We start from the raw sequence: 25,815 nt of genomic DNA, 5'->3' as shown, positions 1-25,815 counted from the left end.
GCGTCTTCGCGGGGCCGGGGCGGCGACGGCGCGGAGGTCCGTCTGCGGCAGGGGGCAGTGCGTCGTCGGGATCGACCGGGTCGGGCTCGACGGGTGCCGCACGGTCCGCTGGCCGGGGAAGAGGTCCCTGGCGGGGACGTTCAGCGACGGCGCGGCGGGCACGCGTGCGGGGTCGGCCGGGGCGATGCCCGCGTAGGGGTTGAAGGGCGTCTCGGCGATGTCCACCGGCTGAGGGACGAACGCGGCCACCGGCACGGCGTCACGGACGGCCGGAGTGTCTTTGGGCGAGGGACCCTTGCGTGCGCGGTCCAGCAGTTCGTCCACGGCGCGGGTGATCTCCTCCTCGCCACCTTCCCGGCCGCAACGGTCCGCGACGATGTCGGCGGCCCGTTCCCACAGGTACTGGGTCCAGGCATCGTTGATCAAATGCTGGTACTTGAAGTCGAACGGCACCCACGGGCTGCGGGCCGGGTCCTTCTCGGCCGTGTGGTCGTACAGCCATACCCGGCCCGGTGTGTAGGGGTTGTAGTAGACCGACCAATGGCGGCCCTGTCCCTTGATGCCGGTGTGGCGGTTCTTGAACTCGCTGATGCGGTGGCTGATATACGTGCGGTTGTCGATCCGGATGCCCTCGCGGGTGACGATCCGCTTCACGTTGAGCAGCAGTTTGCGGTTCTCGTCGGGGTGGCGGGCCGGGGCACGGCGCCTTCCGTGGCGACGGCGGCGGCGTACATCTGGTTCGGTGTGAGGACGAGGCCGGGCAGGAAGGGGGAGCGCAGCCCTTCGTGTGGATGCTGCTGCCAGTGGGTGGCCACCCACTCGTGCCACATCTCCTGCACTCGGTTGATCGGCCACAACCGCTCCTGCCCGACCCTCTTCCCGCGCGTGGCCAGGCTGTCGCCGGTGTAGCCGGCGACGAACTGGGAGAATCCGTTCTTGATCGAGTGGTTGGTGCGCTCGATGATCGCTTTGTCTTCGGCGGTGCGTTCCCGGGCGGGCTCCACGCCGATGTTCAGCATGCTGCACGCGTCCTTGAAATGCTGGGCCTTGAAGATCCTGGCGTTGTCGACGACCACCGTCTTGGGGCGCACCACCGGCCGGGCGGCCGCACCTGCCATGCGGGGATCGCCGGCGGCCATCTGCTCGTAGGGCAGGTCGGAGTTCTCGGCCAGGGCCTGAGGCGACCAGCCGGGACGTGCCGGCAGGGGGCCAGCGCCTGTGCGAGCAGCAGGGCCGCGTCCAGGGACCTGGTGCCGCGCCCCCCGCGGCGTCGGCTTCCGGGCCCCTTCTTGCGGCCGGGCCGTTTGGGCACGACGATCCCGGCCGGGATGGTGCGGCTGAGGGTGTCGATGGCGTAGGTCAGCTCCAGCGAGACCGGCCGGCCGTCGTCCCCGCGGGCCACCACGTCCAGTCCGGTGGAGTCGATCTGGACGCGTTCCCCCAGCAGCGACACCATGACCGGCTGGTAGGGCGGCTCGGGCCCCTGCTTGTCCCTGCCTGCGGGCGCTGCGGAGGCGTGGGAGATCCCCAGGCGTTTGAGCAGGTCGTAGAAGGTGGACCGGGCGGGCATCAACTCCTTGTACTCGTTCGGGTATGCGTGGCGCAGCGCGGTACGTACCTGGGTGCGCAGGCGTGAGAGCGTGCCCACCGACAAGCCGTCCTGGGCCTTGTCCTGCTGGCGGATCACCTCCACCACCCGCTCGTCGACGCGACCGTAGGGGGCGGTGGTGCGCAGCCACCGCTCATCGACCAGGCCGAGCAGCCCCTGCTTCTCGTAGGCCAGGCATTTACGCTGCACCGTGGCGACCGAACCGCGCAGGCCGACAGCTTTCAGCTCGGTGGCCTTCAGGGCATAGCGCTCGGTCCGGGTGGTCGTTGCCGGGTCATAGCCCGGGCGGGGGACGAACGCACCCTGCGAGCCGACCGGGCGACCGGTCAGTACTTCGCGGACGTGTTCCTCCCAGTCCCGCATCTGCTTCAGATGATGTTCGGCAAGCCGGTTCAGCACCGCCCAGTCCGGCTCCGCCTCAGGCTCCTGCGGCGTCCCGTCACCCTCTAGCACCGCGAAGTCCGCGGCACAGACAAGGACCGAGACCACGACCAGCGCGTCCTGCCCGCCCTCCTCCAGGGCGACCAGGTGCACCAGGGTGCCCTGCACAGCACCGATCAGATACCGCCCGGCCTTCCACCGCACGGTCATCCCCGGCCGCAGACCGTCCGCCCCTCCGGCAGGCGCAGAACGCAGGGGATCCGCCACCGGCGCGGCCGGGACACTCACCGCGCCTCCTGGACGGCCCACACCATGCTGTCCGGAGTCAAAGGCCGCTCCCAGTCGCAGGTCAGCGCCCCCGTCCACAGAAGATGCCAGCAACGGGCCCTGCCCTGGCCCGGGGGCAGACCCGCGGCATCGGCCCCCTCACCTGCGGACCGCGGCCGCGCGAACACCTCCAGCAAGGCACCCTTCGCCGCCTCATCGGGATACTCGTCGTGGCGGAACTGGGAGACGATGTACACGTTGCGGCGCAGCTGACCTGCCGGCGCGTACGCAGCCCGCACCTCCCAGCCCGCGTCGTCGGCCGCGGCCCGCGCCACTGCCCACTCCTGCTCATCCGGCTCCCGCCAGGCGGGGGAGTAGAAGTAGAACACACGCTGCCCGCCCACCGTACGGGCCAAAAAAGCCGGTTCCACCACGACCTTGCCCTCACCCACCCCGTACTCCAACTGCAGTGACGCAGCGCCCAGATAGGCAATGTCCGGGTCGCGGTCGAGGAACATCGCCGCGAACGCGTGCTCCTTCGACCGGCACAGGATGTCCTTCTTCGTGGTTGACGACCACCATCGCGACACCTTGGACTTGCGGCCCTTGTAAGGACGTTGCTCGTTCAACACCGGCCATTCCTCCACCGGTGTCCCCCGCAGCACGGCAGCCGACACCAGCCGCTCACGACCCAGGTCGTCGCGGTGACGGACCCGCACCTCCATCGGCTGCCCTCCACCCGTACCGTGCCCAGGGCGCCCCGGACACAGGACGCAGCATCCCCGTCCGCCGCGCCACCCGGTAGGAGGAGCCGTCTGGCTCACCCGAACGAGTGGGTCCGGATTGCGATCTCGCCAGAACGCCTGCTACCGCCCTCGTAGCCGGCCGACAGGCGGCGCCGGCTGATCCCCGGCCGCCGCAGAATGACACACAACGCACCGCCGCCGAGCGGGGTCAGAGGAACAGCCGGTCCATCGAGTCGGGCAGCCGCACCCAGGGAAGGCACGTCGAATCCTCCAGCGACGTCAGGGGGGAGGGGAGCGCGTGCCTGGTGGCCTTGCTCATCTCGTCCCTGATCCACTTACTCAGTGGCTGACCGCTGCGCACCACCGTGAGGTAGTCGTGCGCAAGAGGACGGTGCTGACCGTGCCAGATGGCCAACGGCCCGGCCAACCTGTAGCCGTACCGCCGGCTGACCCGCGGTAGCCACTCCCGGTGCTCGGCTTTGCTCAGCGCACCGCTCAGGCGCCGTACTTCCAGCCAGGCCAGATCCCAAGTCAGCAGGGCCAGCCAGCCGAACTGGGCCAGCGGCCGCACCCGCTGCTCACCTAACTCCACAGCCAACTGGTTCCACTGCCTCACTTTCTCGGGCCTGTACGGACAGCCGGAGTGCGCCAGGATGGAATACGCGTCCGCCTGCACCCACCGTGCGGCGACGGGGCCCAGGCGTTTCACGACCCGGTTCAGACGCTGCTGAGCCTGCACGACCTCACGCAGAGGACGGAGATCGATATAGGGACGCCGGATGCTGCGCGAGTTGTCCGTCCACCGCTGATGACGCAGACACACATGCCACGGGTCGGGCAGGATCAACCACGCCGGAGAGCGGGTCCCACGCTGCGCCGCACACAGGGAGCAAGCCTGGACGACGTAGCCGCCCGCGCGTCCCACGGCCATTCCCAGTCCTCCACCGCACCGGCGGGCATAAGAAACTCATCGCTCAGACTCACCAGGCGCTTTTGCATCTCTGCCACGGTCCGCCCGGCCAGATGGGACTGCTGCACGGACAGGTGACACCTGACCTGGCTTGCTGAGAGGCGGCCTGGAAGGATGTTGCAGTGCCCAAGCCGTATCCGAAGGAGTTCCGCGAGGACGTCGTGCGGGTCGCGCGCAACCGCGAGCCCGGCGTCACGCTGGAACAGATCGCCGCCGACTTCGGCGTCCACCCGATCACGCTGTCGAAGTGGCTGCGCCGCGCCGACGCCGAGGAGGGCGCCGGGCCCGCACCAGTGTCGGGTGAGTCGGCCGAGCTGCGCGAGGCCCGCAAGCGCATCCGGCTCCTGGAGCAGGAGAACGAGGTGCTGCGCAGGGCTGCGGCGTATTTGTCGCAGGCAAACCTGCCGTCAAAATGATGTACCCGCTCGTCCGCGAGCTGGCCGCCGCCGATGCCCCTTGCCGGGTGCCGGTGGCGGTGACGTGCCGGGTACTCAATCTGACCCGCCAGCCCTACTACCGGTGGCTGGCCTGCCCGGTCACCGATGCCGAGCTGGCCGAGGCATACCGGGCCAACGCCCTGTTGAACGCGCACCGCGACGACCCGGAGTTCGGCCACCGCTTCCTCCTCGACGAGGCCCGCGCAGCCGGTGAGCCGATGGCCGAGCGGACCGCCTGGCGGATCTGCCGCGACAACCAGTGGTGGAGCGCGTTCGGCAAGCGCAGAGGCCGCGGGAAGACCGTCAAGGCCGGCCCTGCGGTCCACGACGACCGGGTGCGGCGCGTCTTCACCGCCGACGGGCCGAACCGGCTGTGGCTGACGGACATCACCGAACACGCCACCGGCGAGGGCAAGCTGTACCTGTGCGCGGTCAAGGACGTCTACTCGGGCCGCATCGTGGGCTATTCCATCGATGCCCGGATGAAGTCCAGCCTCGCCGTGAGAGCCCTTGAATCCGCCGTCGCCCGTCGCGACCAGGTCGCAGGATGCATTGTGCATTCCGACCGCGGGTCGCAGTTTCGCTCACGGAAGTTCGTCGCAGTTCTCGCACGTCACAGCATGATCGGATCGATGGGGAGAGTCGGTGCCGCCGGCGACAACGCGGCCATGGAGAGCTTCTTCGCGCTGCTGCAGAACAACGTCCTCGACCGCCGTACCTGGGCCACCCGCCAGGAGTTGCGGATCGCGATCGTGACCTGGATCGAGCGCACCTACCACCGACGCCGCGCCAGAAACGCCTGGCCCGATTGACCCCCGTCGAGTACGAGACCATCATGACCCCAGCCGCAGCCCTGGCTGCATAAACCCCGCTGTCACCCGATCATGCAGCAGTCCCGATTGGCCAGCCGCTCGCGGGCATACCGGCTGACATACATCTCGGTGTACTGCGCGTCCACCGGCATCGGGCCGCTGCCCATACTGGCCAGTACCGCCTCCACCGGGCGTAGATTGCGGGCGGCCAGCCGGGTCACATACGAACCCGTCGACTCTCCTTGCAAAAACCGCAAACCCAGGTGCATCCGGCGCCGTCCCAACAACGGGTCCCGCCCCGTCATGGCACCCTCCCCACGCAGCGTCCGGCCGCCAACTCCCTCATCTAACTCCGACCGAACCCCGCCGGCCGCCACCGACCAACCATCTGAACAAAACCGGCACCCGCCCGACCCCGGCGCTGATCACATATCGCGCCCACCAGGTCAACCATGGCCATCTCCGGTCGGAACCGCCCGAGCGCCGGAGCACCTGCCACACTGCCCCGAGGAAGAAGCACGCGGCCCCTGGGCCCGCAGGCACCGAGTTCGGCCGAGAGGGAATCGGAGCGCCGCATGTCTGGCCGTGCTCAACTGCGCCCCCACCAGGAAGAGGCCATCGAAGCGGGAGCGCATGCCCTCCTGCACCGACGACTGCCCGCCGCAACCATCGTCGCCGCCTGCGGCACCGGTAAAACCCTCATCGGCAAGCGCATCGCCGAACACTTCGCACCCCGCGGCCCCGTCCTCGTGGTCGTCCCCACCCTCGACCTGCTGACACAGACCGCAGCCCGCTGGCTCGCAGACGACGGCTTCGACCAGCTCATCGGCGTGTGCTCACTGCCCGGCGTGTACGACCGCAGGCTTCGCGGCCATCTCGCGCTCATCTCCAGCCCCCAGGCACTGGCGAGCCGCGTCGCCTGCGGCGGCCGCACCGCCGTCTTCGCCACCTACGACTCCCTGCCCACACTGGTCCGGGCCCACCAATCCCACCACCTGCCCAAGTGGGCCTTTGCCCTGGCCGACGAAGCCCACCGCACCAGCGGCAACTGGGACAAACAATGGGGACTCATCCACGACGACCGCGCCGTCCCTGCCGCGCACCGGCTCTACATGACCGCAACCCCCGCAACTGGCGCATCCCCGCCCGGCCACGGCAGGCACACCCCCGCCTCGTGCGACTCGCCTCCATGGACGACCCCACCGTCTATCACCTCAGCCTGGCCGACGCCATCGAGCGCGGCATCCTCGCTGAATACCAGCTCGTCATCCCCGAAGTCCGAGACCGCGGACTCCTCGACGTCCTCCACACGGACCGGCCCACCCCGCACCTGGACGGCCTGCGTCTGGCAACGATGCAGGCGATGCTGCTGACCGCCATGGCCGAACACGACGTCCGCACCATCCTCACCTTTCACGGCCGTATTGCCGCCGCCCGCGGCTTCGCCGACTCCCTGCCCGAAACCGCCCACGCCCTCGCCGACCACACCGGCATCCGCAACCCCTGGGCACGCGCCCTGTACACCGGCCAGCCGCCCTGGCAACGCCACGCCTACCTCCGCGAGTTCACCCACTTCTCCCCCTCACCCCCGGCAGCGCCGCCGACCGTCATGACGGCGCCGTCCTGTCCAGCGTGCGGGTGCTGTGCGAAGGCGTCGACGCCCCCGACACCGACGGCATCTTCATCGCCGACCCCTGCCGCAGCCCCGTCAAGATCGCACAGACCATCGGACGAGCCCTGCGCAAACCCCCCGGCCAGGCCAAACGCGCCTCGATTTTCCTCCCCGTCTACCTCGCCCCCAGGCAGAAGCTGCACGAGGCGATGGAGTCCTCCGCCTTCTCCGACTTCTGGGCCTTCTTCAACGGCCTGGCCGTCTACGACAGCAAGCTCCACGAGCGCTTCAGCAGCCACAAGAAGCGGCGGCTGCAACCCGTCCCAGCCCGCCCCCACCGTGCCGCAGAAGTCAACCGCACCCTGAAACTGCTCACCCACAAACCCCGCAACAACGCCTTCTGGGACAACGGCTGGCACGCCGCCCGGGCCTTCCACAGCCAGCACGGACACCTGAACGTGCCCAGCGAACACGTCACCAGAAACGGCCTGGCCCTCGGACAATGGATCGGACAGCAACGCTCCCGTACGCCGCAGGCGCACTGCCCATCGAACGCATCGCCGCCCTGACCAGCCTGGGCATCTCATGGCCCCACCCGCCCGAGAGCTTCGAACACCACCTCAACCGCGCAGCAGCCAGCGCCACCCGCCACGGCACCCTCGCGCTCGGCAAACACGCCCACTGAGGTTCCCCCGTTGCTCGGGAGGGGCTGATCAGCTGGTCAGAGCGGGTTGGCGGGGTTTCAGGTTCACTCGTTCGGACGCTGCCTGCTCGGCGTAGTGCTTCTCTTCGAACTCGACGGGGCTGAGGTAGCCGAGGCGTTTCTGGATGCGCCGACTGTTGTAGAACCCGTCGATGTACTCGAAGAGCGCGAGGTTCGCCTCGGCCCGGGTGGCGAAGGTGCGGCCGCGGAGGCCCTCGGTCTTGATGAGCATCCAGAGGTTCTCCGCCAGGGCGTTGTCGTACGAGTCCCCGACGGAGCCCATGGATGCCTCAATTCCTGCCCGCACCAAGCGTGTTGTGAGCTTCACGGACGTGTACTGACAGCCGTGGTCCGCATGGTGAATCAGCTGGCCGGGCTCGACCTCCCGGGACGCGAGGGCGTACTCGAGGGTGGCCAGCACGAGGTCGGCGTCCGCGTGGGCGGAGGTCTCCCAGGCCACCACCCGACGGGAGAACGCGTCCCTGATCGCCGACAGCCACAAGGGTCCCTCAAGGGTCGAGATCATGGTGAGGTCGGTGACCCACAGCCGGTTCGGCCTGTCGGCGGTGAAGTCGCGCCTGACCAAATCCGGGGCGAGGTCGGCGTCCCGGTCGCGGCGGGTGAAGCCCTTGCCCGTCCGGCGAGGACTGATCCCGGCGAGGCCGGCTTCGCGCATGAGCCGTTCGACTCGTTTGCGGCCGACGTAGACGCCTTCGCGCTTCAGGACGGCGTGCACGCGGGGCGAGCCGTAGATTCCGCCGGAGTCGGTGTGGATCTGCTGGATCTGCCTGGTCAGCTCGGTGTCCCGGCGGTGCCGTTCGCACGGCTCCTTCTTCGCCCGGCGCCAGCGGTAGTAGGTGGAGGAAGGGATGTGCAGTTCCCGGAGGGTGGGCTCGACCTCCAGGTTCTCGTGCTCGTCGAGGAGCGCGGTCACCTGGGCCGGGTCGGGTCGAGCTGTGCCGCGAAAAAAGCCGAGGCCGTCCGCAGGATCTCGTTGGACCGCTTGAGCTGGGTGTTCTCCTTGCGCAGCGCGGCCAGCTCGGCGCGTTCGTCGCTGGTGAGCAGGTCGTCGCGTTCGCCGGCGTCGGCCTCGGCCTGGCGGATCCAGCCGCGCAGGGCCTCATGATGGACACCGAGTTCCTCGGCCATGCGGCGGATCACGGGCTTCGGCTCCGCAGTGCGGTACATCCGCACCGCGCGCTCACGCAACTCCAGTGGGTATTTCCTCGGGGCAGGCATCAGCAGGGCTCCTCTCTGTGAGTCCTACCTGACCTGCTGTCACCATTCTCCGCATCTCGGGGGAACCTCACACAGCGGCGACCGCCGAATCGCCGCCTGGCTGGAGACCATGCGACGCCGCGCCGACACCGGCCAGCTCGCCCCCGCCCGCATCGCCTCCTCCAAGCAGTCGACCCCTTCTGGAACCCACCCTGGAGCCTGCGCTGGCAGTACACCTACGTCCAGATCCGACGCCGCCTGACCAGCAGCGACTGGCGATGCGCTTACCACCGCCCCGCCGACCGCGACTCATCCTGGGACACCTGGCTGGATCGCCAGATCAACGACCACCACCTCCTCGACTCCCAGCAGAACACCTGCTGGATGCCCTCACCCGCGCATGCCCCGACGCCCACCCCCACAGCATGCTTCTCACCCGGCCCGCCAACGTACGCGCCCGCGCCTTCAACCGCGGACTGCGAGCCGCCCGCCAGTACCACGCCCGCCACGGCCACCTGCAGGTGCCGGCCGACCACGCCGAAGACCTCGACGGCACACCTGTCCGCCTCGGCGCCTGGCTGCTACGCCGCCACCGCGACCGTGCACAGCTGACCCCCGAGCAGCAGACCGCGCTCGAAGTCCTCGGATTCCACACACTGCCCGTCTTCCTGGCCCCCGCCCCCTACGACGCCGCGGCATGACCCCCTACGTGCCCGGCAGCAGGCCGGTCAGCCACCAGGCTCAGGCCCGCAGCACCGCCGACCACGGCCACGGCATCGGCAACCGAATACAACACCCGGCCACCGCGCCTACGCCGCTGAACCCGCTCCTGCCCCACGAGCGCCTCCAGTGCCCGCCGCATGGCCGGCTCCTTGAGCCTCCGGCCCGGATGGGCCCGGCGCAGTACAGCGGTCACCTCGCTGGAGGACAGTGGCCTGGCCTGACACCGCAGTTCCTCAACGATCAGCTCCCGCAGCTTCGGCTCCTTGGCCGCGGCCAGGCCAGCAGACGGCCTCACTGCCGACCCTCGCGGCCCGGACGCCGCGTCGCCCAGCGCACTGGCACCGGCAAAGGCGGCCGGGCCATGAGCAACGACGGTGCCACTGTCTGCCACCGCCAGCGTCGTCAGCTCCTGCTGCATACGCGTCAGCCACGCGTGTTCTCTGTCCAGGGCCCGCAGCGGCGGTGTAGCGTAGCGAACTCCTCTTCGATCCGCTGGCGTTCCACCGCAACGCCTTCCAGGTCAGCCGCCAGCATGGCTGTGTACCGGGCACGCAACGACGAGGACACCACGACGGGTTCTGGCATGAATCCGCCCTCCACCACATCAGACGAGGCCGTCCCCGACGTTATCGACGCATCTTGCACTGCCCCCTGAAAGCCCGCAACGAACCGGTATCCGTCCACAACAGCTCGCTCCTGAAACAAATCCGTCCTCGACACGACCACCATCAGACGCAGATGACGCGTTGAGGACCGCACGAGTCTCGTTCATGCTGCCGACCTACTGGGGTAGGGCCGCGTAGCTGCCCTACGCGGCGGCAGCTACCGCCACATGCAGATTGCTACTTCTGCGGTACAGCACAGTGACCGATACCGACGCAACGGCCGGACACCTTCGCACAGTTCCCGGCACTTGTCCGCGTGGCGGTATGTCCGCTCCACAGAGCAAGCCGCGACTGCCGCAGAGACCCCGCGTTTCCCCATGTGGTCGGTGCGGTCTCTCAGCGCCGTTGTGCAGCAGTGTTCCGGTGGGGGCGTGGCAGGGTTTATCGGCTGCCCGGCGGCTTCGGCCACGGGACTCCCGCGGCGGCTGCGTCCAGCAGGTCGCCCAGACGCAGCCAGGCGGTGGGCCCGGATTGGGTGGCGGGGCAGGCCGCGAAGCGGCCCCAGGCGTCCTGGTCGGTGCCCAGGGCCTCGCGTACGGTGGCGACCACCGCAGGGTGCGCGGTTCCGTGGCGGTCGCTCCGGGCGCGCAGCGCCGACCAGGCTGGCAGGGCACGCACGAGTGCAGGGCCGGCCTCCGGTCCAGCCAGGACCAGGCGGGTCCAGGCCTCACGCCAGGAGGGTCCGCCTCCGAGGTTCGTGCGCAGACGCTCGGTGAGAGGAAGCAACACCGTGTCGGGGGAGCTGTGGCGGCGCAGCACTTCCTCGAAGTCGTCGTGGGACCGGTATCCGCTGGCGGCGCAGGAGAGAAGGGCCTTCTCCACGAGAGAGTCGTCGCCGGCATGCCGGTCCAGGTAGTCACTCAGCGCCTGCGTCTGGATGCGGGCCAGGTCGCGCACGGCCATTTCGTCCGGGGCTCCGAGCGCGGTCCAGCGGCGGTCCGCGCCGGCTGCGGGGGCAGGATCGGCGAGGACACGCTCGATTGTGCCGAGGATCTCCTGGAGCTCGCCTCGCTCGTCATGACGTGGCTGGAGACCTGAGCGGCGATATCTCAGCCGCTCGCGCGCGTCGCGGACGATGGGAAGGACCCCGGCCTTGATGTCCTCGGTGATGGTCGGAAGGCGCAGCACCATGTCGCGGACCCAGGCCACCTCGCGCGCGGTTATCCCCCAAGAGCGCTTCTTAGGCTCCCAGTACGGCAGGGCGCGGGCGGCGGTCTTGGCGAACTGCGCGGCGAGGTCGGTGAGCATAGCGGTGGACGCCTGCCAATGGACAGGCCGGTATCCGTCTTTGGCCTGCGTGGGGTTGAGGAGGTGGCGCCAGGTCCCTGAGGCCGCGCGCTGTACCCAGGTGACGGGGGCGCAGCACCCCATGTCGAGCAGCGTGGTGCTCTTACAGCGCAGGGCATGGTGGAAGGGCACCTGCTCCTCGTCCGTAAGGGCGGACAGGTCCGTGGCGAAGTGGTCCAGGACCTGCTGCTCGTCCGATCCGGCGCGGAGCATGCGGCAGCCCCGGGCCAGCAGCACCTCGAAGGAGAAACGCTCAAGGTCGGCCTTGGCGAGCTCGGCCAGCAGCGCTGGTTCGACGGCCCATGGCAGACTGCCGAGCAGCTCGTCGCAGATCACCCGCTCAGCGTCGGTGCCGACAGCCCACGCTATGAGCTCCCGGTGACGCTGCGGGTGCCGGTCGAGCACCTGACGCCACATGCTCTGCCACGCTTCGTAAGCCTGTTTGTACTGCTTCCACTCGTCGCCGGTGTCGGATCCCTCGCCCACTTCTTCGGGGTCAGGCACGGTGGGCAGCGTGTCCCGAGCGGCTTCGAACACCAGAGTGTGCAACGGGCCTTGCCGGAGTACGGTCTGGGGCGGAGTCGGCTTTTGGAGCAGCTGCGCAGTCATGGGCAGCGGTGCGCCGCTGCGGGTACGCAGCTCCGCAGCGACCGCGGCGGCGAGGCATTCACCAGCACGCGGCGTCCCGAGCAAGCCCAACTGATCGATGGTGCATCGCCTGAGCGTTTGCTCCCGCAGGGAGGTCGGGCACGACGGGTGCTCGAGGGCGGCCGCGACCAGTCCCGGCCGCGGACCGAAGCCAGACGGATCCGCTTCGGCCTCTGGACCTGCCGCCACGGCTGCCTCCAGAAGCCATGAAGGTGCCTCTTGCGCATACGGGCCCGACAGCAGAGCTTCCATGAGGACTGACTGGTCGTACCGAGGCTGCGCCGTCCCGACCTGCTGTGTCGCCAGTTGCACCACAGGGTCGTCCGGGCCGCAGGCGGCCATTGCAGTAAGGAGAAATTCCAAGGGGAGCACAATGCTGGAATCTTGGCCGGTCACGGGTTCTTCTCCGTCGCATCTTGTAGGGCTGCTCGGTCGGCATGCTGCCGTACGTCACCGACATTGGCTGCGCTGGCACCGGCGCAGCCGCGCTGCGCGGTCCGCTGCCTTGCTTTCAGGCCCTGATGTAGGAGGCGTCCGCCTGACCTCATTCCGCTGAAGCGTCCGGTTGCCGACTGGCCCCGGCCCCATGAGCTGCTGACTTTGATACGCGTGCGGCGTGAGATCCCGGAGACTATCGCCCGGGCCGGGTCCTGCACTGGAACGCGGCGCGGCCTTCTCCCGACGGAGTCGGTCGAGCACAGGGACCACAGGCTACGCAGACTGTCTACCAGCAGCTGGGCGGGACGCGATCCCGGAGGGTGCGCCCGGCGCGCGGTGGTCCATTCCACGAGCATGCGGCCCGCCATGCGGGCCATCCCGGCAGAGTTCACATCGAAGTGGCGGTAGCGCCCCTCCGACGCCATGTGCCACATAGCGTCCAGAGACTCTCGCACCTGCTCCCGCAGGGACTGCAACTCCTCGTCGGCCAAGGCCAGGAAGGTATCAAGCCGCTCCATGCCGGACGTTTCGCTGCGCTCTGCGAGCTGTTCGCTGTGACAGTGCGCTGCGAGCAGCCACGCTGCCCGGGACCGCTCGGGCGGTCCGGCGAACGCCATGGCTGCGCGCAGGTCCGCCATGAACACGCTGTCGTGCGTCGGCAAGGCCGCGCGTTCAGCCAGATGAGCACGCCGCAGACGCGTTCGTCGAGCTCGGCGCGCGATGCTGTCGCCAGGTCGCGGCGGCGTCGGAGATTGTCTCTCATCTGCTGGACGGCCGCTTGGTTCTCCATGTCCAGAAAGGCTGCGGCTTCTGCCCAGTTGTACCAGGGTTCCTCCTGGCCGCGGTGCTCCGCCGGGATGCGCTCCAATGCCTCATTGTCTCGTTTCCGGGCCATGCTGTACTGAGGGAAATAGGCCTTAAGCAGGGCTGCGCGCACGGGATCGAAGGGCACCGGCACCTCGTTGAAGAACGCCAGAAGTGCCAGGTCGTCGTTGGTTCTGCACAGCGGAGCACATACCAGGAGCCCTGCAACGAGGGCGGCTGTCTCCGGTGGGTAGACCTTGGTGTTGCCGATCTCCAACTGCGTGTCCGGTCCAGGCCGGGGGATCAGCCCGGCCGTGCGCCACCGTTCCAGTTGGTAGGGGCTCAGCTTCAGGCCGGATGCGGCTGTGATTCGGATCAAGTGGCGGTCTGCCGCACTGGGTTGAGTTCTCACCATAGGCTCAACGTACGGAAGGGCGTTCCGAAGTCCTCGTAAGTGAGCGCGGGGCGCTGGACGTTCGCGGCTTCGAGCCGGGTCGGGGAATGTCGTGTTGCCGCAGCGGGCGGGGATGGCATGCCCTGTGACAGGCGGGGCGGCGTGGCCGCCTGCTCGATCCGGCGCAGACAGCACGCTGGGCCCGATGTACCTGCCCGGCCCCAAAAGAAACGAAAAGAAATCAAACAAAGTCAAGCCATCATGCATTGTGATGAATCGGCGGTAATGGGTGGCGACCTCGCGGCTGACCTCCCCATCCTTGGACGGTGACCACATATCCGGGTACGCCCCGTGAAGCACTCCAGCTGCCCGCCATCAACCTCAGCGTGACCCATGTCGGCCTGGATACCTCACGCCTCGGGAACGTCCGACAGCAAGGCCGCCAGACGGAGATCACACTCAACAGAACCCGAGCCGTCCTGATCGCCCTGAACGCCGTCGGCGGCGCCGAACAGGTCCGGCAGCTGAACGAATTTTTTGCCTGGCCCCTATGGCGAGGAGCGGCCATCCCGTCGGTCAGCCCCGAGTGGACGGCAGTTTTCAGCACCGCAGCCAGAGCCCTGGAGGGCATCCACGGTGCCGCTCCTCAAGAAGGCAAACCGATGATCATCCGCCCTGCGGTCTGCGACCGTCTCACCGACGCGATGTGGGAGATGCTGCAGACGCAAAACTGCGTCGTGCTGTGTACGGGCGTGGCCGGCGACCCCACTGCACCGCAGCTCGGAGCCGCCGCCAGCGATGGAAGCCTCCACGCCGCCCTTGCACGAGTGATCCTGCACTGACCTGAGATTTGCCCGACGATAATCTCAGATCTCCTCGGCCCACTTCGCCATCAGGACGCCGCGGATGACCTGTCTCGGGATGCGCGGCACCCTGCCAGCGTCTCATCCGGCATCGATAGCCAGCTCCCATCACCCGGAGAGTAATACATGGGCTGAACTGCCTTTTGTGCCGCGCAGGCTGTTGAGTTGATGGTGCGGCGCGCAAGGCGAGTCCGGGGCTCGGGTGGCGGCAGACGGAGGCGGGTGACGAAAGAATGCCCCCGTGTTTCAGCGGTCGGCGTCTGCGGGGCGCTTCTCGGCCTGGGCGGCGGTCGTGGGCTCCGGTGCGGCGGGGGCGGTGTAGAAGACCGAGGTGCCCTGCTTGGTGCGCTGGGCCTGGCTCTTGGCCACGAGTCCTTCGAGCGTGACGCGGACGACCTTGGTCTTGATGCCGCGCTCGGGATGGGCCTGGCCGAGCGCGGCGGAGATCTCGGCGGCGGAGCGCGGTTCGCTCTGCTCGGCGAGGTGGTGGCGGATGAGGTCGACCAGGGTGGGCCGGGCCGTCTTCGCCGTGCCGGACGCCTTGGCCGCGGCCTTTTTGGCGGCGGGCTTCCTCGCCGTCCGCTTGCCGGGCTCGGCGGCGGCTGCCTTCCGGGAGAGGGCAGGGCGGCACTGTCGGGCCCGGCTGCGGGCTTGGCCGGCGCCGTGGTGAGGCCGAGTGCCTGCTGCACGCTCACCAGCACGGTGTGGTCCTGCCGCAGGGCGGTCAACCGCTCCTGAAGGGCGGTGATTTCCGCCCCGATGCGCTCCTGCTCCTGGACGTTGCGTTCGAGGTCGCCGGTCACCTGGGCACGGTATTGCGACGCCAGTTCGGTGGTGGGGGCCTGGGTTTTTGGCATGACGGGGCCTTTCGTCGGCTCGCCGGCCACGCCGCCGGGAGGTGTCGGTGTGTGCGCGTGGTCGGGAGCGGGCTGTCCGCGCACTGGACTGTGTGCGGGACCGCGGGGGCTGCGGCCTGCGCCAGCGTAGACCCGGCAACGGCGGGGGAACCGGACGTTGCTGTCGAGAGCTGTCTGCCCCTGGCTCTTCGAGAGGGGGCGGTTGCCTGCCGGCCGGTGTCAGTGTCCTGGCCGGGGCAGTGTTGGTAACTGCCAGGAGATCTCGTCGGTTTCCCGGTCGTGCTGCCAGCCGGCCAGGGTCTGCGATGCCACCAGCCGGTCGAGGAGTTCTGTGGTCTGCTGCGGGGAGTGCCCGCACAGTCGGGCGAGGATGTCCATCTCGACGCGGTGTTCGGCGTGGGCGGAGGCGTGTGCGGCCAGCACCAGGGCGGTCAGCCGCAGTGCGGGTGGCGCGGCCCGGCAGGGCCAGGGGTGCGGGGTGCAGTGCCCAGTGGGCGGCGCGGCGGCGGGCGCGGCGAGTGGGTGCCTGGTCCAGGGCCGCGGCATCGAGCAGCCGCAGCTGTACGGGTGCCGATTTGAAGTCCGGCGGTTCCAGCCAGCCGACGTGGGCCAGTTCCTGCCACAGTTCGCGGTGTCCGCGCAGGCGCATGCCGCGCAGCAGGCCTACCGGAAGCCGGACCCGTGCGCGGGTGTCGGTGCGCAGGGCGCATTGCAGGGCCAGGAGCCGGGCGGCGGGGGAGGTGAACCGGGGCAGCGCGGCGGCGAGGTAGGTGAGCGTCTCCCGCACGCGCACCTGTTCCTTGAGCCCTGGACGAAACCCGGGGTGTGCGGGGGCTGGTCGGCCGGGGGAGGGTGCGGCCGGGAGGAGCCGATCAGCGTGTCGGGCACGGCGGCGGTATGGCTGGTGGCCGCCGCGCAGGCCGCGCAGGTGTCGGCCAGTCGCCAGGTGCGGCCGCTGCGGTCGCGGGTGAGGGCGAGCAGTACCGGCCCGGCACACCCGCGGTGCCGCGGATGCCACCAGCAGCCCTGCGTTCGGCACTGGCAGCTGCGCAGGTACGTCGGCAATGCGTCGGTGCGGGCATGGCGGGCCAGATGCGTCAGGGCGGCGGATCGTGCGGAGGCGGCCTCCAGGGGAGCGGCAGGAGGAGCGCAGGAGAGGCAGGCGAGCGTCAGGCCGCCCGCTCGCGGACGCAGCTCCACTGTCCAGATACGCCGCACCGCGGTATGCGCGCCGGCAAGCCTCATCGGCTGGTCGTCCTCCCAACTGTCCGTACTGCGATGGCCGGTGCCCCGGCGCCAGGAGGCCGGAGACGGACGCACGGTAGTGCGGATCCTTGTACCGCACGTCACCCGCTCCCAGTAAATAGTGCAGAAATCTGCACTGACAGGGCGGATATCCGAACCTTCGGATGGTGGGGTGACGATCTTGCCGCCCGACCCCGACACCACCGCACTGCGCCTCCAGCTGGCGCGCCTACGGGTCGAACGCGGCTGGAGCTTCGACGAACTCGCCAGCCGCAGCGGCCTGGCCCGGCGCACCCTCATCGACCTCGAACACGGCCGCGCCGCCGCAACGTCGCCACCTGGCACGCCCTCGCCCACGCCTTCGACGTGCCGATCGACCACCTGCTGGGCGCCCTGTGCTCCGACCACACCCCGCCCGGCACCCACACCCCCTGACACCGCCCCCTCCGCATAAAGAGGGAGCGCAAGGAATCACCCGAATCGACGAGCAGACACCGAACGCCCGATCGCATACCGGCTGATCCGTTCGGGCGCGCGCTGGGCCGGCCGGGGGACATCCCCGCCGCAGCACCCCCCATGACCGCGTGCCGCCTGGCACTTTGCCCGCCATGCGCCCCCACTCCACCCCGGCCACCACTGGGACGGCAGCCCCCGCCCCCGCCAGCCCCGCCGCTCCCTGCAGGTCGCCGCGCACAGCCCCAGCCGCCTGCTGCGCGCCGGACAGACCGGCCGCTGCCGCAGCTGCGGCAACCGCATCGACTGGCACCAGCGCACCGACCACCGGCCCATCGCCCTGCACCCGGCGGAAGTCGCCACCGCCGACGTGCCCGAAGCCTGCCGCTGGCACCTCAGCGGCGGCATCGCCCACCCCCATGACGACGGCAGCGGCTGGTGCCGCATCCCGCACGCCGCCCTCTGCCCCCGGCCCACCACACACCCCCGCGCCACCGATCCCCGCCTCATGGCGCTGCGCCGCCAACTCGCCGTGCGCTCCCGCCGCCTGATCGACACCGGCACCTTCACCCCTGCGTCCCCCACGCCCGCCACCACGCTCCCGAACACCGACCGTGACCGGCCGGTCCGACCCGTCGTGCGAATTCTCCTGACGCATTACCTCGGCGAAGGCCCCGTCGCAGACATCCGCTGCATCGCCCAGACCCGCCAGCGCCACCGCTGCACCCAGCCGATCCTCGACCCGGCCCACCCGGCCGGGCGCTGGACGCTGCTGCCCATCCAGCCCCACCGCGGCCAACTCGCCCTCCCCGGCGGAAGCATGGCCGTCTACGATCTCAACCACCTGCCCTACGCCGAGCAACTGCGCTGGCGCGCCCAACGCTGCACCACCCACACCGCCGCCCCCGCCGCTGCCGACCTGGCCCTGGCCGACTGGCAGCCCCTCGACCCGCTCCTGCACGCCGCCCACCTCCACACCCGGCTGCCGCACCCCGCGCCGCCCCAGCCCCACCGGCGGTGAAAAATGCCGCACCACGCCCTGGAGATCACCCTCACCCGCCCCTGAACCCGGCCGAACTCGACGCGGCCTGCCGCAGGATGCCGCTCGCCGCCAACTGCGACACCACCCGCCTGATGGCACTCGTACCCGCCAAGACCCCCGACCGGGCCGCCCACCGGCTGCGCCGACGCCTCACAGACCGGCTCCCCCTCGACGTGATCACCACCCACTACCCGGACGCGAGCGGACAGGTGCTGCTCAACCTCGCCCTCCCGCCCGCCGCACACACAGCCCTTCAGACGACGGCCCTCCAGACCGGACAAAAGCCCGAGCGCCTCCTGGAACGAGCCGTCCACCGGGCCCTCGCCGAGCACACCGATCACGAAGTGAAACGCCTCGAGCACGACGTACGCCGGCTTCTCGCCCACACCGCCCCCGCCCACCTCCTGGCCGCGATGGGGCACGCACTCACCCGAACCCCCAAGGACCCACGCCATGAACCCGACCGACGAGCAGACCGCCGCAGCCGACGCCTTCACCACCGGCGACCACCTGACGGTCCAGGCCGCGCGGGCACCGGCAAGACCACCACCCTGGCCCTGCTCGCCCGCACCACCACACGCCGCGGCCGCTACCTCGCCTACAACCGCGCCATCGCCCAGGACGCCGCGGCCCGCTTCCCCAAGAACGTCCTGTGCAAGACCGCCCACGCCCTGGCCTACGCCGCCGTCGGCCACCGCTACACCCGCCGCCTGAACGCACCCCGCCGCCCGGCCTGGCAGACCGGACAAGCCCTCGGCCTCACCAAAGCCCTCCGCATCGGCGACCGCGACGTCACCCAGAAGGCCCTCTCCAACGCCACCCTGCGCACCGTGATGCGCTTCTGCCACACCGCCGACACCACGATCACCCGCCACCACGTCCCCCGCCTGCGCAACCTGGAAGACAGCGACCTCCACACCCAGCTCGCCGCCCACATCGTGCCCTTCGCCCACAAGGCCTGGGCCGACCTGCAGCACCCCGACGACGGCGCGGTGCGCTTCGACCACGACCACTACCTGAAGATCTGGGCCCTCACCCACCCGAAACTCGAAGCGGACTTCCTGCTGCTGGACGAGGCCCAGGACACCAACCCCGTCGTCGAACAGATCTTCCTTCACCAGCGCGGCCACGCCCAACTGGTCATGGTCGGCGACTCCGCCCAGGCCATCTACCACTGGCGCGGCGCCAAGGACGTCATGACCGGCTTCGACGGCACCCAGCTCGCCCTCTCGCAGTCCTTCCGCTTCGGCCCCGACCTCGCCGCGGAAGCCAACCGCTGGCTCCACCTGGCCGACGCCCCCATCCGCCTCACCGGCACCCCCACCGTGCCCACCGAACTCGGCCCCATCACCCGCCCGGACGCTGTGCTGTGCCGCACCAACGCCGGCGCCATGGCCCAGGTCATGACCCTCATGGCCGCCGGATACTCCGTCGCCCTGGCCGGGGGAGGAGACAGCCTGCGCACCCTCGCCCTCGCCGCCCGCGACCTCAAGGAAGGCCGCCGCACACACCACCCCGAACTGACCCTCTTCCCCTCCTGGGGCGACCTGCAGGACTATGCCGCCCACGACCCGGCCGGACGCGACCTACAGCCCCTGGTCCACCTCGTCGACACCCACGGCACCGAGGCCATCCTCACCGCCGTCGACCACCTTGTCCCCGAACCGCACGCCCAGGTCACCGTCTCCACCGCCCACAAGGCCAAGGGGCGCGAATGGCCCTGTGTGCTGATCGCCGACGATTTCGAGCGCACCCAGGACAACCACTTCGGCGATCGCACGGGCGTTCCGGCGCCGCCCGGCCCCATCGACGGTGCCGAAGCCCGCCTGGCCTACGTGGCCGTCACCCGCACTCGCCGGCGCCTGGATCTGGGAGGCCTGTCCTGGATCCACGGCCACCCCGATCTGCCAGAACCGCCCTCACAAAACGAGACTCCTGCCCGGGAACATCTGCCGGACTCGCACGGTTGAAAGGAACGTGGTGGAGGGGACAGTGTCCTGGGCCTCATCTATCGCCTGCAGGGACGATCGTTCGGCTGAAGCCCTGCAGAGCCTTTCGCCGCGTAGGCGACCGCCCTTCACGCCACACATACTGATCAGTCCCGCTCCGGCTGAGTGCCGGGCGGGGCTGACTGCTGAGACGACCTGGCTCGTCGCGGCTTAGGTTCTGTCTCTTCGGTCAGCGTCGTGTCCGGCCGGTTGAGGATGCCCGCGAGGTGGAGTGCGGCCTGATAGGCGATCGCGAGCTTGTCGGTTCGTGTAGCCAGGCCGCGCCACTGCTTGAGGCGGTGATGCACCGCTCGACGGTGTTCCGCTGCCTGTATGCCTCGCTGCCGAAGCCGGGCGGACGACCACCGAGTCGGCCTCGCCGCAGGCGGTGGCCGACTCGGTCGGACGGCTGCGAGATGACCGCACGGATGCCCCGGCGTCGCAGCTGGCTGCGGATGGCACGTGAGGAATACCGCGCGGCCGGGCGTTGTCATGTTGTTGGGTGCGTGACTGTCTGATGGCGCGTCGGGGCGTGGTGGGCTTGCGCTTCGGGCCTGGGGGCCGCGGCGGGCCGGCCGGCAGCGCCGGTGATCTGGTCCCAGATCGCGAAGCGGATAGTCATCTCGGCTCGGTAGCCGGAGGCTGTCATCAGGTGGCGGTGGGGCCTGAAGTGGGCGAGATACCGCCGAACGCGGACAGGAACCGCTGCGCCCCGCCGACGGAGCGGAAGCCTTTCATCGCGCGCTCGCGCTGCCTCGTCGGCTGATGACTGTTTTCGGCCCGGTTGTTCAGGCCCTGGTGACAGCGGTGCTCGACGGAGGGCATCGCCTCGCGGTGGGCGGCGCCGGAGGAGCGGAGTTTGTCGGTGACGATCACTCGTGGCACCGACTGGGTGGCCTTCATCAGCTTCCTGAAGAACCGCTTGGCCGCGGCCTTGTCACGGCGGTTCTGCACGAGGATGTCCAGCACGATCCCGTCGGCGTCCACCGCCCGCCACAGGTACTTCCGCTCTCCGTTGATCTTGATGAAGACCTCGTCCAGGTGCCATTTGTCCCCCGGGCGGGGGCGTCGGCGGCGCAGTGCGTTGGCGTAGGACTGCCCGGAACTTCAGGCACCACCGCCGGATGGTCTCGTGGGAGACGAGCACGCCGTGCTCCAGCATCAACTCCTCGACCTCGCGGAAGCTGAGCGGAAGCGGTGGTACAGCCACACGCAGTGCGCGATGATCTCCACCGGGTACCGGTGACCCTTGTACGACGGCGGCGCGGACGACACGAGCGAACCCCTCCCTGGCACGACCAGCTCCAAGATCGTCTCAGGCCGGTCAGCCAACGTGACAATGCCCTTCCGGCAGAGCCGGGCGTTCCGGAGAGAACGGTTGCATCCACTTCTTCTTCGCCGGATGCTGGTGCCAGGCCAGCAGGGTGAGCGGGGAGACGATCCGGTGCCCGCGCAGGGCTCGGGGCAGCAGTCGGGCGAGCGCGGCGAGCAGCGCCCGGTCCGGCCAGCCGGGCTTGCGCGGAGACCTGACGGCGCAGCACCGCGACCTCGTGCCGCAGGATGAGACTTGGCGTTCTTCGCCGAGTAGGGTCGACACAGCAGAGCGAGCCACGCGAAGATCCGCGTGGCGAGCAGATAGATCATGGTGCGGACGACTCCTCGGGCTCCCGGTCCCGCCGCGCCGGACCTCTTGAACCGGTGGTTGAGCTTGCGGCAAAAGAGATACCATCTAGTCGGTATGAAGAAGAGGAAGGCCCTTCCCGTGCACGTCGTGACCCGGTCTGGTTCATGACGACCCAGTCGGAACGGAGCAGAGAAGATGAGACCTCCCCGCCGCACCACCATCGCCGGCCCGAAGCAGCTCCTCGACCTCGTCGGCAAGGATCTCGGGGCCAGTGAAGTCCAGGTCGTCACCCAGGCAGAGGTGAACCAGTTCGCCGACATCACCAAGGACCACCAGTGGATCCACGTCGACGTGGAGCGGGCCAAGGCCGGACCCTTCGGCACCACCGTCGTCCACGGGTTCTTCACCCTTGCCCTCGTCCCGAGGCTCCTCCAGGACATCCTCGAGGTCAAGGAGTTCTCCATGGGCGTCAACTACGGACTCGACCGGGTCCGGTTCATCCGCCCGCTCCCGCCCGGCACCGAAATCCAGGGCACTGCGACGCTGGTGTCCGCCGAACCGATCCCCGCAACCGACGACAACCCTGCCGAAGGCGTACAGGCCAAGGCCTCGGTGGTCATAGAGTTCGCGTCCGAGTCCCAGCCATGCTGCATCGCGGAAATGCTGTTCCGCTACTACGACTAGGCACCCTCCCGAGGAACACGATGACAGAACCCGCAGAAACCACGGCCAAGTCGAGGAGGCGTCGTTGGCCCCAGGGCTACGACCCGCAGGGTACCCGCCGTGCACTCGTCGACAGCTCACTTCACCTGTTCGAACAGGAAGGATTCGACCGAACCACGCTCCAGCAGATCGTCGACGGCGCCAACCTCACCAAGGGTGCGTTCTACCACCACTTCCAGAGCAAAGAAGATGTACTGTGGCAGATCCAGAACGAGTACCTCGACACCCAGATCAAAAAAGCCGCCCGCGCGATCGTCGAACAGCACTCTGACATCGCCGACCAGCTACGGGCGCTCATCCGGGCTCAGCCTCAGTGGTGTCGCGTCCTACCGCGCCCACGTCGCGATCTTCTACCAGGAGCGCCGGCACCTCACCGGTGAGCACCTCCGAGCCGTCACCGAGAAACGCGACGAACTCGAAGCGCTCATCTGCGGAATCGTCCAACACGGCATCGACGCCGGGAAATTCCGCTCCAACGTGACCAGCCGCATCGTCGCCTTCGGCATCATCGGGATGTGCGCCTCGACGTTTCAGTGGTTCAACCCCGATGGAACGATGAGCGTCGACGATGTCACGGACCAGTTCTGCACACTCGTCCTCGACGGCCTGGTCGTCTGAAACGAGTCGACTTCCGAGTCACTGAGGCGTCCCACCACCCGTCAGGCCGCTCTGGCTCGGCCGTATCGGACGCGCACAGGGCCTCCCGGTCCCGGGAGGCCCTGTCGGTCAGTCGGCGGCGACGGCAGTGGGCGAGGAGAACCGACCCCGGTAGAACGACAGCGCCGCACCGGCGACGGCTTCAGATGCACATGATCGACGTCGATCAGGATGATGACGTGGTCGCCGCTGGTGATCAGTTCATCGGTCGTGCCCGTCAGAATCGCCGACGTTCCCGGAATCAGCGGGACACCGTCCGGCCCGGCCGTCCACGCCACACCCTCCAGCTTGTCCGCGCCCGTCAGCCCCGAGGTCGCGCACCGGCGCGCGATGTCCTCCTGGTCCTGGGCCAGGATGTGGATGGCGATCCTCCGCGCGTTCTTGAGGACCGCGAAGCTCGACGACGCCGTCGCCAGGCAGAACAGTACCTTCGCCGGCTCCAGGGGAAACCGATGTGAACGAGTTCACGGTCAGCGCCGCGTAGCCGCCCTCGTCGGTGACAGCGGTGACGGCGGTCACGCCGGTCGGGAAGTGTCCGCACACCTGGCGGAAATCAGCGGAATCGAGTAGGGGCTCGGTCATCATGTGGTCACCACCGGGTCCGTAGGGAAGTTGGCCGGACGCAGTCCGTCCTTCAGTTCGATCAGGCACACCGCGTGACCCACCGGGTCACGCACCAGTTGCAGGCGGCCGTGGGGGCTGTCCACCGACCGACCCCCGGTGTGCCGCCGAGGTCGACGACGCGGCTGAGCGCCTCGCTCAGCGACGCAACGCCGAAGGTGATCCACTTCGACGGCAGACAGTTCAGCCGTTGTCGAGCTCAAGCACCCCGGCAACGGGAACATCACCGAGCATCAGCACCGTGTACAGCTGAGAAGTCGCCGACTCCCCGCTGGACCGTTCCGAAGTGGAACAGCGACTGGTAGTACGACACCGACTTCGCGGCTCCCCGGTGTTGAGCTCGTTCCAGCACAGCGCGCCGACCGTTCAGCGCTTCGACTCCAGCTCGCGTCTCACCCTGGTAACGAACACCGCGCCGAAGGGATCCACGATCGTGGCCCCGGTGCCGGCGGCAGGAAGATACCGCGGCACCGAAACCAATTCACCGCCCAGCGCCACCGCCTGGTGCACGGCGCGGTCGATGTCATCGACCGCGAAGTAGGTGATCCATCCACGCGGTCGGCCGCCATGGAGCGTTGCGGCATCCGAAATGCCCGCCACGTCCCGGCCGTTCAGGCTGAACATCCGGTAGACGGCGCTGCCGATGCGCTCCTCACGGACGGACCAGCCCAGGAGGGACGAGTAGAATGCCGTAGCCGCGTCCGGGTCCGTCGTGCACAGCTCGACCCAGACAGCCTCGCCCGCCTGGAACGGCGCGCTCATCGCACACCACCAGCGGGCACGCCAGCAACGATCGTGCGAGCCGAGGCCAGGTACGACTCGTCGGCCGAGCCGGTCGCCAAACTCGACTCGACGACCTTGACCACGGCCCGGAGAGCCTGGCCGGGCACCGCTGCCAGCGTCTCGACCAACTCGTGGACGGCGGTTTCGAGTTCGGTCTCCGGAACCACGCGAGTGACCAGCCCCAGGCTGTAGGGCGTTGGGAGCCGCTCGCAGTCGTCGCCCCGGTGAGGAGCGCGTATGCCTGAGCCCGCGGCAGCGCCTGCGCGATGGTGTGCCCCACACCCGCGGGCGCGAAACCGAACCGTACCTCGGGCAGCGACAAGCGGGTGTCCGCGGCCGCCACCGGAAGGTGCACGGCGTTCAGCAAGCCGCGCCGAACCCGATGACCTGGCCGCGGACGCCGCCACCACCGGTACCGGAAGCCGACGAATCCTGCCGAGCATCTCGTCACTGCTTCGCAGCGCGGCGACGACCGACTCGCCGTCGAGGCCGACAGGTCGCCGAACGAGGTCGTGTCCCAGCCCCCGCAGAAGTGCCTGCCGCGCCATGTCCAGACGGATGACCGAACACATCGGATCGAGCGCCGCCGCTTCGAGCGTGTCCACCAGCTCGCCGAGGAGCTCCCCGTCGAAGCTATTGCCACATGCCACGTTGTCATATCTGATGTGGGCGACGCAGCCGTTTCGCTCGCGGGTCAGAGTGATAGCCATGCCTTGCATCATACAGACCAGTCGGTATTAATTGCACCGCGAAGCCCGTTGACTTAATACCGCCCGGTCGGTACTTTGTGGCGACCGTCACAGGCAGTTCGGTGACATGGCTATCCCAGCGCTGTGGAGAACGAACGCGAACAAGAACCGCTTGCGCCCCCGCCAGATGATGGCCCCCGCACTGGCCCTCGCCATCGCGACTTCAGGCCTCGCCGCGTGTGGAAACTCCGACTCCGGCAAGAGCGGGGCCTCTGACCCGACGTCGTCCGGGCGCTGCTCGCGGCTCAGCCCGCGACGCTCGACCCGATAGTGGGCCCCCGGTCGGCAGGTCGTCTGGGCGACCATGCTCGAGCCGCTCATCAAGCTTGATGCCGACCTCAACATGGTGGACAGCGGCCTCGTGCAGAGACCCGGACCGACCAGACCAACTGGACCTTCAAGGTGCGGCCGGGCATCAGCTTCACCGGCGAGAAGGCGGACGCCGCCGCCGTGGCCAACACCATTCTACTGACTCGCGACAGTGAGGCCTCGCAGC

General features: G+C 69.0%; 23 protein-coding genes and 5 pseudogenes. 11 read left to right on the top strand and 17 right to left on the bottom strand.

Going from position 1 to position 25,815, the window contains the following annotated elements; all coding sequences use genetic code 11:
• Nucleotides 1–650: 650 nt before the first annotated feature.
• The 4 genes from PYS65_RS00140 to PYS65_RS00125 all read right to left on the bottom strand — a co-directional run bounded on the left by PYS65_RS00140 (nt 651) and on the right by PYS65_RS00125 (nt 3,934).
• Complete coding sequence (locus PYS65_RS00140) at nt 651–1,019, bottom strand: hypothetical protein (RefSeq protein ID WP_279331609.1); 369 nt, start codon at nt 1,017–1,019, stop codon at nt 651–653.
• Entirely contained in the window at nt 1,013–2,278 is a 1,266-nt protein-coding gene (locus tag PYS65_RS00135; RefSeq protein ID WP_279331608.1) for a hypothetical protein, read from the bottom strand. The genes PYS65_RS00140 and PYS65_RS00135 overlap by 7 nt, the downstream gene beginning before the upstream one ends.
• A complete protein-coding gene (locus PYS65_RS00130; RefSeq protein WP_279331607.1) occupies nt 2,275–2,982 on the bottom strand; it encodes a hypothetical protein in 708 nt (235 codons plus the stop codon). Before PYS65_RS00130 ends, PYS65_RS00135 begins: the two co-directional genes overlap by 4 nt.
• Before the next feature lie 229 nt (nt 2,983–3,211).
• Complete coding sequence (locus PYS65_RS00125) at nt 3,212–3,934, bottom strand: hypothetical protein (RefSeq protein WP_279331606.1); 723 nt, start codon at nt 3,932–3,934, stop codon at nt 3,212–3,214.
• 161 nt (nt 3,935–4,095) lie between these two features.
• Here PYS65_RS00125 and PYS65_RS00120 point away from each other — a divergent pair.
• Nucleotides 4,096–5,275 (top strand): annotated as a pseudogene (locus tag PYS65_RS00120) (IS3 family transposase).
• Nucleotides 5,276–5,284: 9 nt separating this feature from the next.
• Here PYS65_RS00120 and PYS65_RS00115 read toward each other — a convergent pair.
• Entirely contained in the window at nt 5,285–5,527 is a 243-nt protein-coding gene (locus PYS65_RS00115; protein WP_279331605.1) for a hypothetical protein, read from the bottom strand.
• Between the two features lie 270 nt (nt 5,528–5,797).
• On the opposite strand from PYS65_RS00115, the gene PYS65_RS00110 reads away from it, so the two are divergent.
• The gene (locus PYS65_RS00110) at nt 5,798–6,595 is read left to right on the top strand and encodes a DEAD/DEAH box helicase family protein (protein WP_279331604.1); all 798 of its coding nucleotides are present in this window, start codon (nt 5,798–5,800) and stop codon (nt 6,593–6,595) included.
• Nucleotides 6,596–6,854: 259 nt separating this feature from the next.
• Nucleotides 6,855–7,403, top strand: a complete 549-nt coding sequence (locus PYS65_RS00105; RefSeq protein WP_279331603.1) for a helicase associated domain-containing protein — start codon at nt 6,855–6,857, stop codon at nt 7,401–7,403.
• 144 nt (nt 7,404–7,547) lie between these two features.
• Here the strand turns inward: PYS65_RS00105 and PYS65_RS00100 are convergent, their stop codons facing one another.
• Both PYS65_RS00100 and PYS65_RS00095 read right to left on the bottom strand, forming a co-directional pair.
• Entirely contained in the window at nt 7,548–8,471 is a 924-nt protein-coding gene (locus PYS65_RS00100) for an IS3 family transposase (protein WP_279331602.1), read from the bottom strand.
• The gene (locus tag PYS65_RS00095; RefSeq protein ID WP_279331601.1) at nt 8,468–8,776 is read right to left on the bottom strand and encodes a transposase; all 309 of its coding nucleotides are present in this window, start codon (nt 8,774–8,776) and stop codon (nt 8,468–8,470) included. The genes PYS65_RS00100 and PYS65_RS00095 overlap by 4 nt, the downstream gene beginning before the upstream one ends.
• A gap of 404 nt (nt 8,777–9,180) precedes the next feature.
• Here PYS65_RS00095 and PYS65_RS00090 point away from each other — a divergent pair, with 404 nt between their 5' ends.
• Nucleotides 9,181–9,456, top strand: a complete 276-nt coding sequence (locus PYS65_RS00090; protein ID WP_279331600.1) for a helicase associated domain-containing protein — start codon at nt 9,181–9,183, stop codon at nt 9,454–9,456.
• On the opposite strand, the gene PYS65_RS00085 is transcribed toward PYS65_RS00090, so the two are convergent.
• Complete coding sequence (locus PYS65_RS00085) at nt 9,438–9,896, bottom strand: hypothetical protein (protein ID WP_279331599.1); 459 nt, start codon at nt 9,894–9,896, stop codon at nt 9,438–9,440. The genes PYS65_RS00090 and PYS65_RS00085 overlap by 19 nt on opposite strands.
• 628 nt (nt 9,897–10,524) lie before the next feature.
• Nucleotides 10,525–11,934, bottom strand: a complete 1,410-nt coding sequence (locus tag PYS65_RS00080) for a hypothetical protein (protein ID WP_279331598.1) — start codon at nt 11,932–11,934, stop codon at nt 10,525–10,527.
• Between the two features lie 2,166 nt (nt 11,935–14,100).
• Here PYS65_RS00080 and PYS65_RS00075 point away from each other — a divergent pair.
• Entirely contained in the window at nt 14,101–14,556 is a 456-nt protein-coding gene (locus tag PYS65_RS00075) for a hypothetical protein (RefSeq protein WP_279331597.1), read from the top strand.
• Between the two features lie 267 nt (nt 14,557–14,823).
• On the opposite strand, the gene PYS65_RS34860 is transcribed toward PYS65_RS00075, so the two are convergent.
• Nucleotides 14,824–14,946, bottom strand: coding sequence for a hypothetical protein (locus tag PYS65_RS34860; RefSeq protein WP_341483643.1), 123 nt, complete (start codon nt 14,944–14,946; stop codon nt 14,824–14,826).
• A gap of 707 nt (nt 14,947–15,653) precedes the next feature.
• Nucleotides 15,654–15,980 (bottom strand): hypothetical protein, encoded by a 327-nt coding sequence (locus PYS65_RS00065; protein ID WP_279331596.1) that lies wholly within the window; start codon nt 15,978–15,980, stop codon nt 15,654–15,656.
• An 871-nt stretch (nt 15,981–16,851) separates the two neighbouring features.
• Between PYS65_RS00065 and PYS65_RS00060 the strand changes: the two are divergent.
• From PYS65_RS00060 to PYS65_RS00045, 3 genes and pseudogenes are all read left to right on the top strand, one after another.
• Nucleotides 16,852–17,114, top strand: a pseudogene (locus PYS65_RS00060) (helix-turn-helix transcriptional regulator).
• A gap of 241 nt (nt 17,115–17,355) precedes the next feature.
• The gene (locus tag PYS65_RS00055; protein ID WP_341483709.1) at nt 17,356–18,153 is read left to right on the top strand and encodes a DUF6083 domain-containing protein; all 798 of its coding nucleotides are present in this window, start codon (nt 17,356–17,358) and stop codon (nt 18,151–18,153) included.
• A 474-nt stretch (nt 18,154–18,627) separates the two neighbouring features.
• Nucleotides 18,628–20,144: pseudogene (locus PYS65_RS00045) on the top strand (UvrD-helicase domain-containing protein).
• 125 nt (nt 20,145–20,269) lie between these two features.
• On the opposite strand, the pseudogene PYS65_RS00040 reads toward PYS65_RS00045, so the two are convergent.
• Together PYS65_RS00040 and PYS65_RS00035 are read right to left on the bottom strand one after the other, a co-directional pair.
• A pseudogene (locus PYS65_RS00040) lies at nt 20,270–20,634 on the bottom strand (transposase); the annotation flags it as partial.
• A gap of 117 nt (nt 20,635–20,751) precedes the next feature.
• Nucleotides 20,752–21,437: pseudogene (locus PYS65_RS00035) on the bottom strand (IS6 family transposase); the annotation flags it as partial.
• 544 nt (nt 21,438–21,981) lie between these two features.
• Between PYS65_RS00035 and PYS65_RS00030 the strand changes: the two are divergent.
• Genes PYS65_RS00030 through PYS65_RS00020 form a run of 3 tightly spaced genes read left to right on the top strand, consistent with a single transcriptional unit; the run spans nt 21,982 to nt 23,127 of the window.
• A complete protein-coding gene (locus PYS65_RS00030; RefSeq protein ID WP_279331595.1) occupies nt 21,982–22,470 on the top strand; it encodes a MaoC family dehydratase in 489 nt (162 codons plus the stop codon).
• Complete coding sequence (locus PYS65_RS35000; RefSeq protein WP_423836054.1) at nt 22,431–22,889, top strand: TetR/AcrR family transcriptional regulator; 459 nt, start codon at nt 22,431–22,433, stop codon at nt 22,887–22,889. The genes PYS65_RS00030 and PYS65_RS35000 overlap by 40 nt, the downstream gene beginning before the upstream one ends.
• Nucleotides 22,777–23,127, top strand: a complete 351-nt coding sequence (locus tag PYS65_RS00020; protein WP_423836146.1) for a TetR-type transcription factor C-terminal domain-containing protein — start codon at nt 22,777–22,779, stop codon at nt 23,125–23,127. The genes PYS65_RS35000 and PYS65_RS00020 overlap by 113 nt, the downstream gene beginning before the upstream one ends.
• A gap of 41 nt (nt 23,128–23,168) precedes the next feature.
• Here the strand turns inward: PYS65_RS00020 and PYS65_RS34995 are convergent, their stop codons facing one another.
• The 4 genes from PYS65_RS34995 to PYS65_RS00005 form a co-directional block, all read right to left on the bottom strand.
• Nucleotides 23,169–23,609: a flavin reductase family protein gene (locus tag PYS65_RS34995; RefSeq protein WP_423836144.1), complete on the bottom strand. Its 441-nt coding sequence runs from the start codon at nt 23,607–23,609 to the stop codon at nt 23,169–23,171.
• 138 nt (nt 23,610–23,747) lie between these two features.
• A complete protein-coding gene (locus PYS65_RS00015) occupies nt 23,748–23,873 on the bottom strand; it encodes a hypothetical protein (RefSeq protein ID WP_279331594.1) in 126 nt (41 codons plus the stop codon).
• Nucleotides 23,874–24,153: 280 nt separating this feature from the next.
• The gene (locus tag PYS65_RS00010; protein WP_279331593.1) at nt 24,154–24,549 is read right to left on the bottom strand and encodes a VOC family protein; all 396 of its coding nucleotides are present in this window, start codon (nt 24,547–24,549) and stop codon (nt 24,154–24,156) included.
• Nucleotides 24,546–25,280 carry a hypothetical protein gene (locus tag PYS65_RS00005; RefSeq protein ID WP_279331592.1) on the bottom strand — a complete coding sequence of 245 codons (735 nt, stop codon included), beginning with the start codon at nt 25,278–25,280 and terminating at the stop codon, nt 24,546–24,548. Before PYS65_RS00005 ends, PYS65_RS00010 begins: the two co-directional genes overlap by 4 nt.
• Nucleotides 25,281–25,815 lie beyond the last annotated feature (535 nt).

Source organism: Streptomyces cathayae, from assembly GCF_029760955.1.
GTDB classification, from domain to species: Bacteria; Actinomycetota; Actinomycetes; order Streptomycetales; family Streptomycetaceae; genus Streptomyces; species Streptomyces cathayae.
The sequence above is the reverse complement of the archived record's forward strand: the minus strand, read 5'-3'. Positions and strand labels throughout refer to the sequence as shown.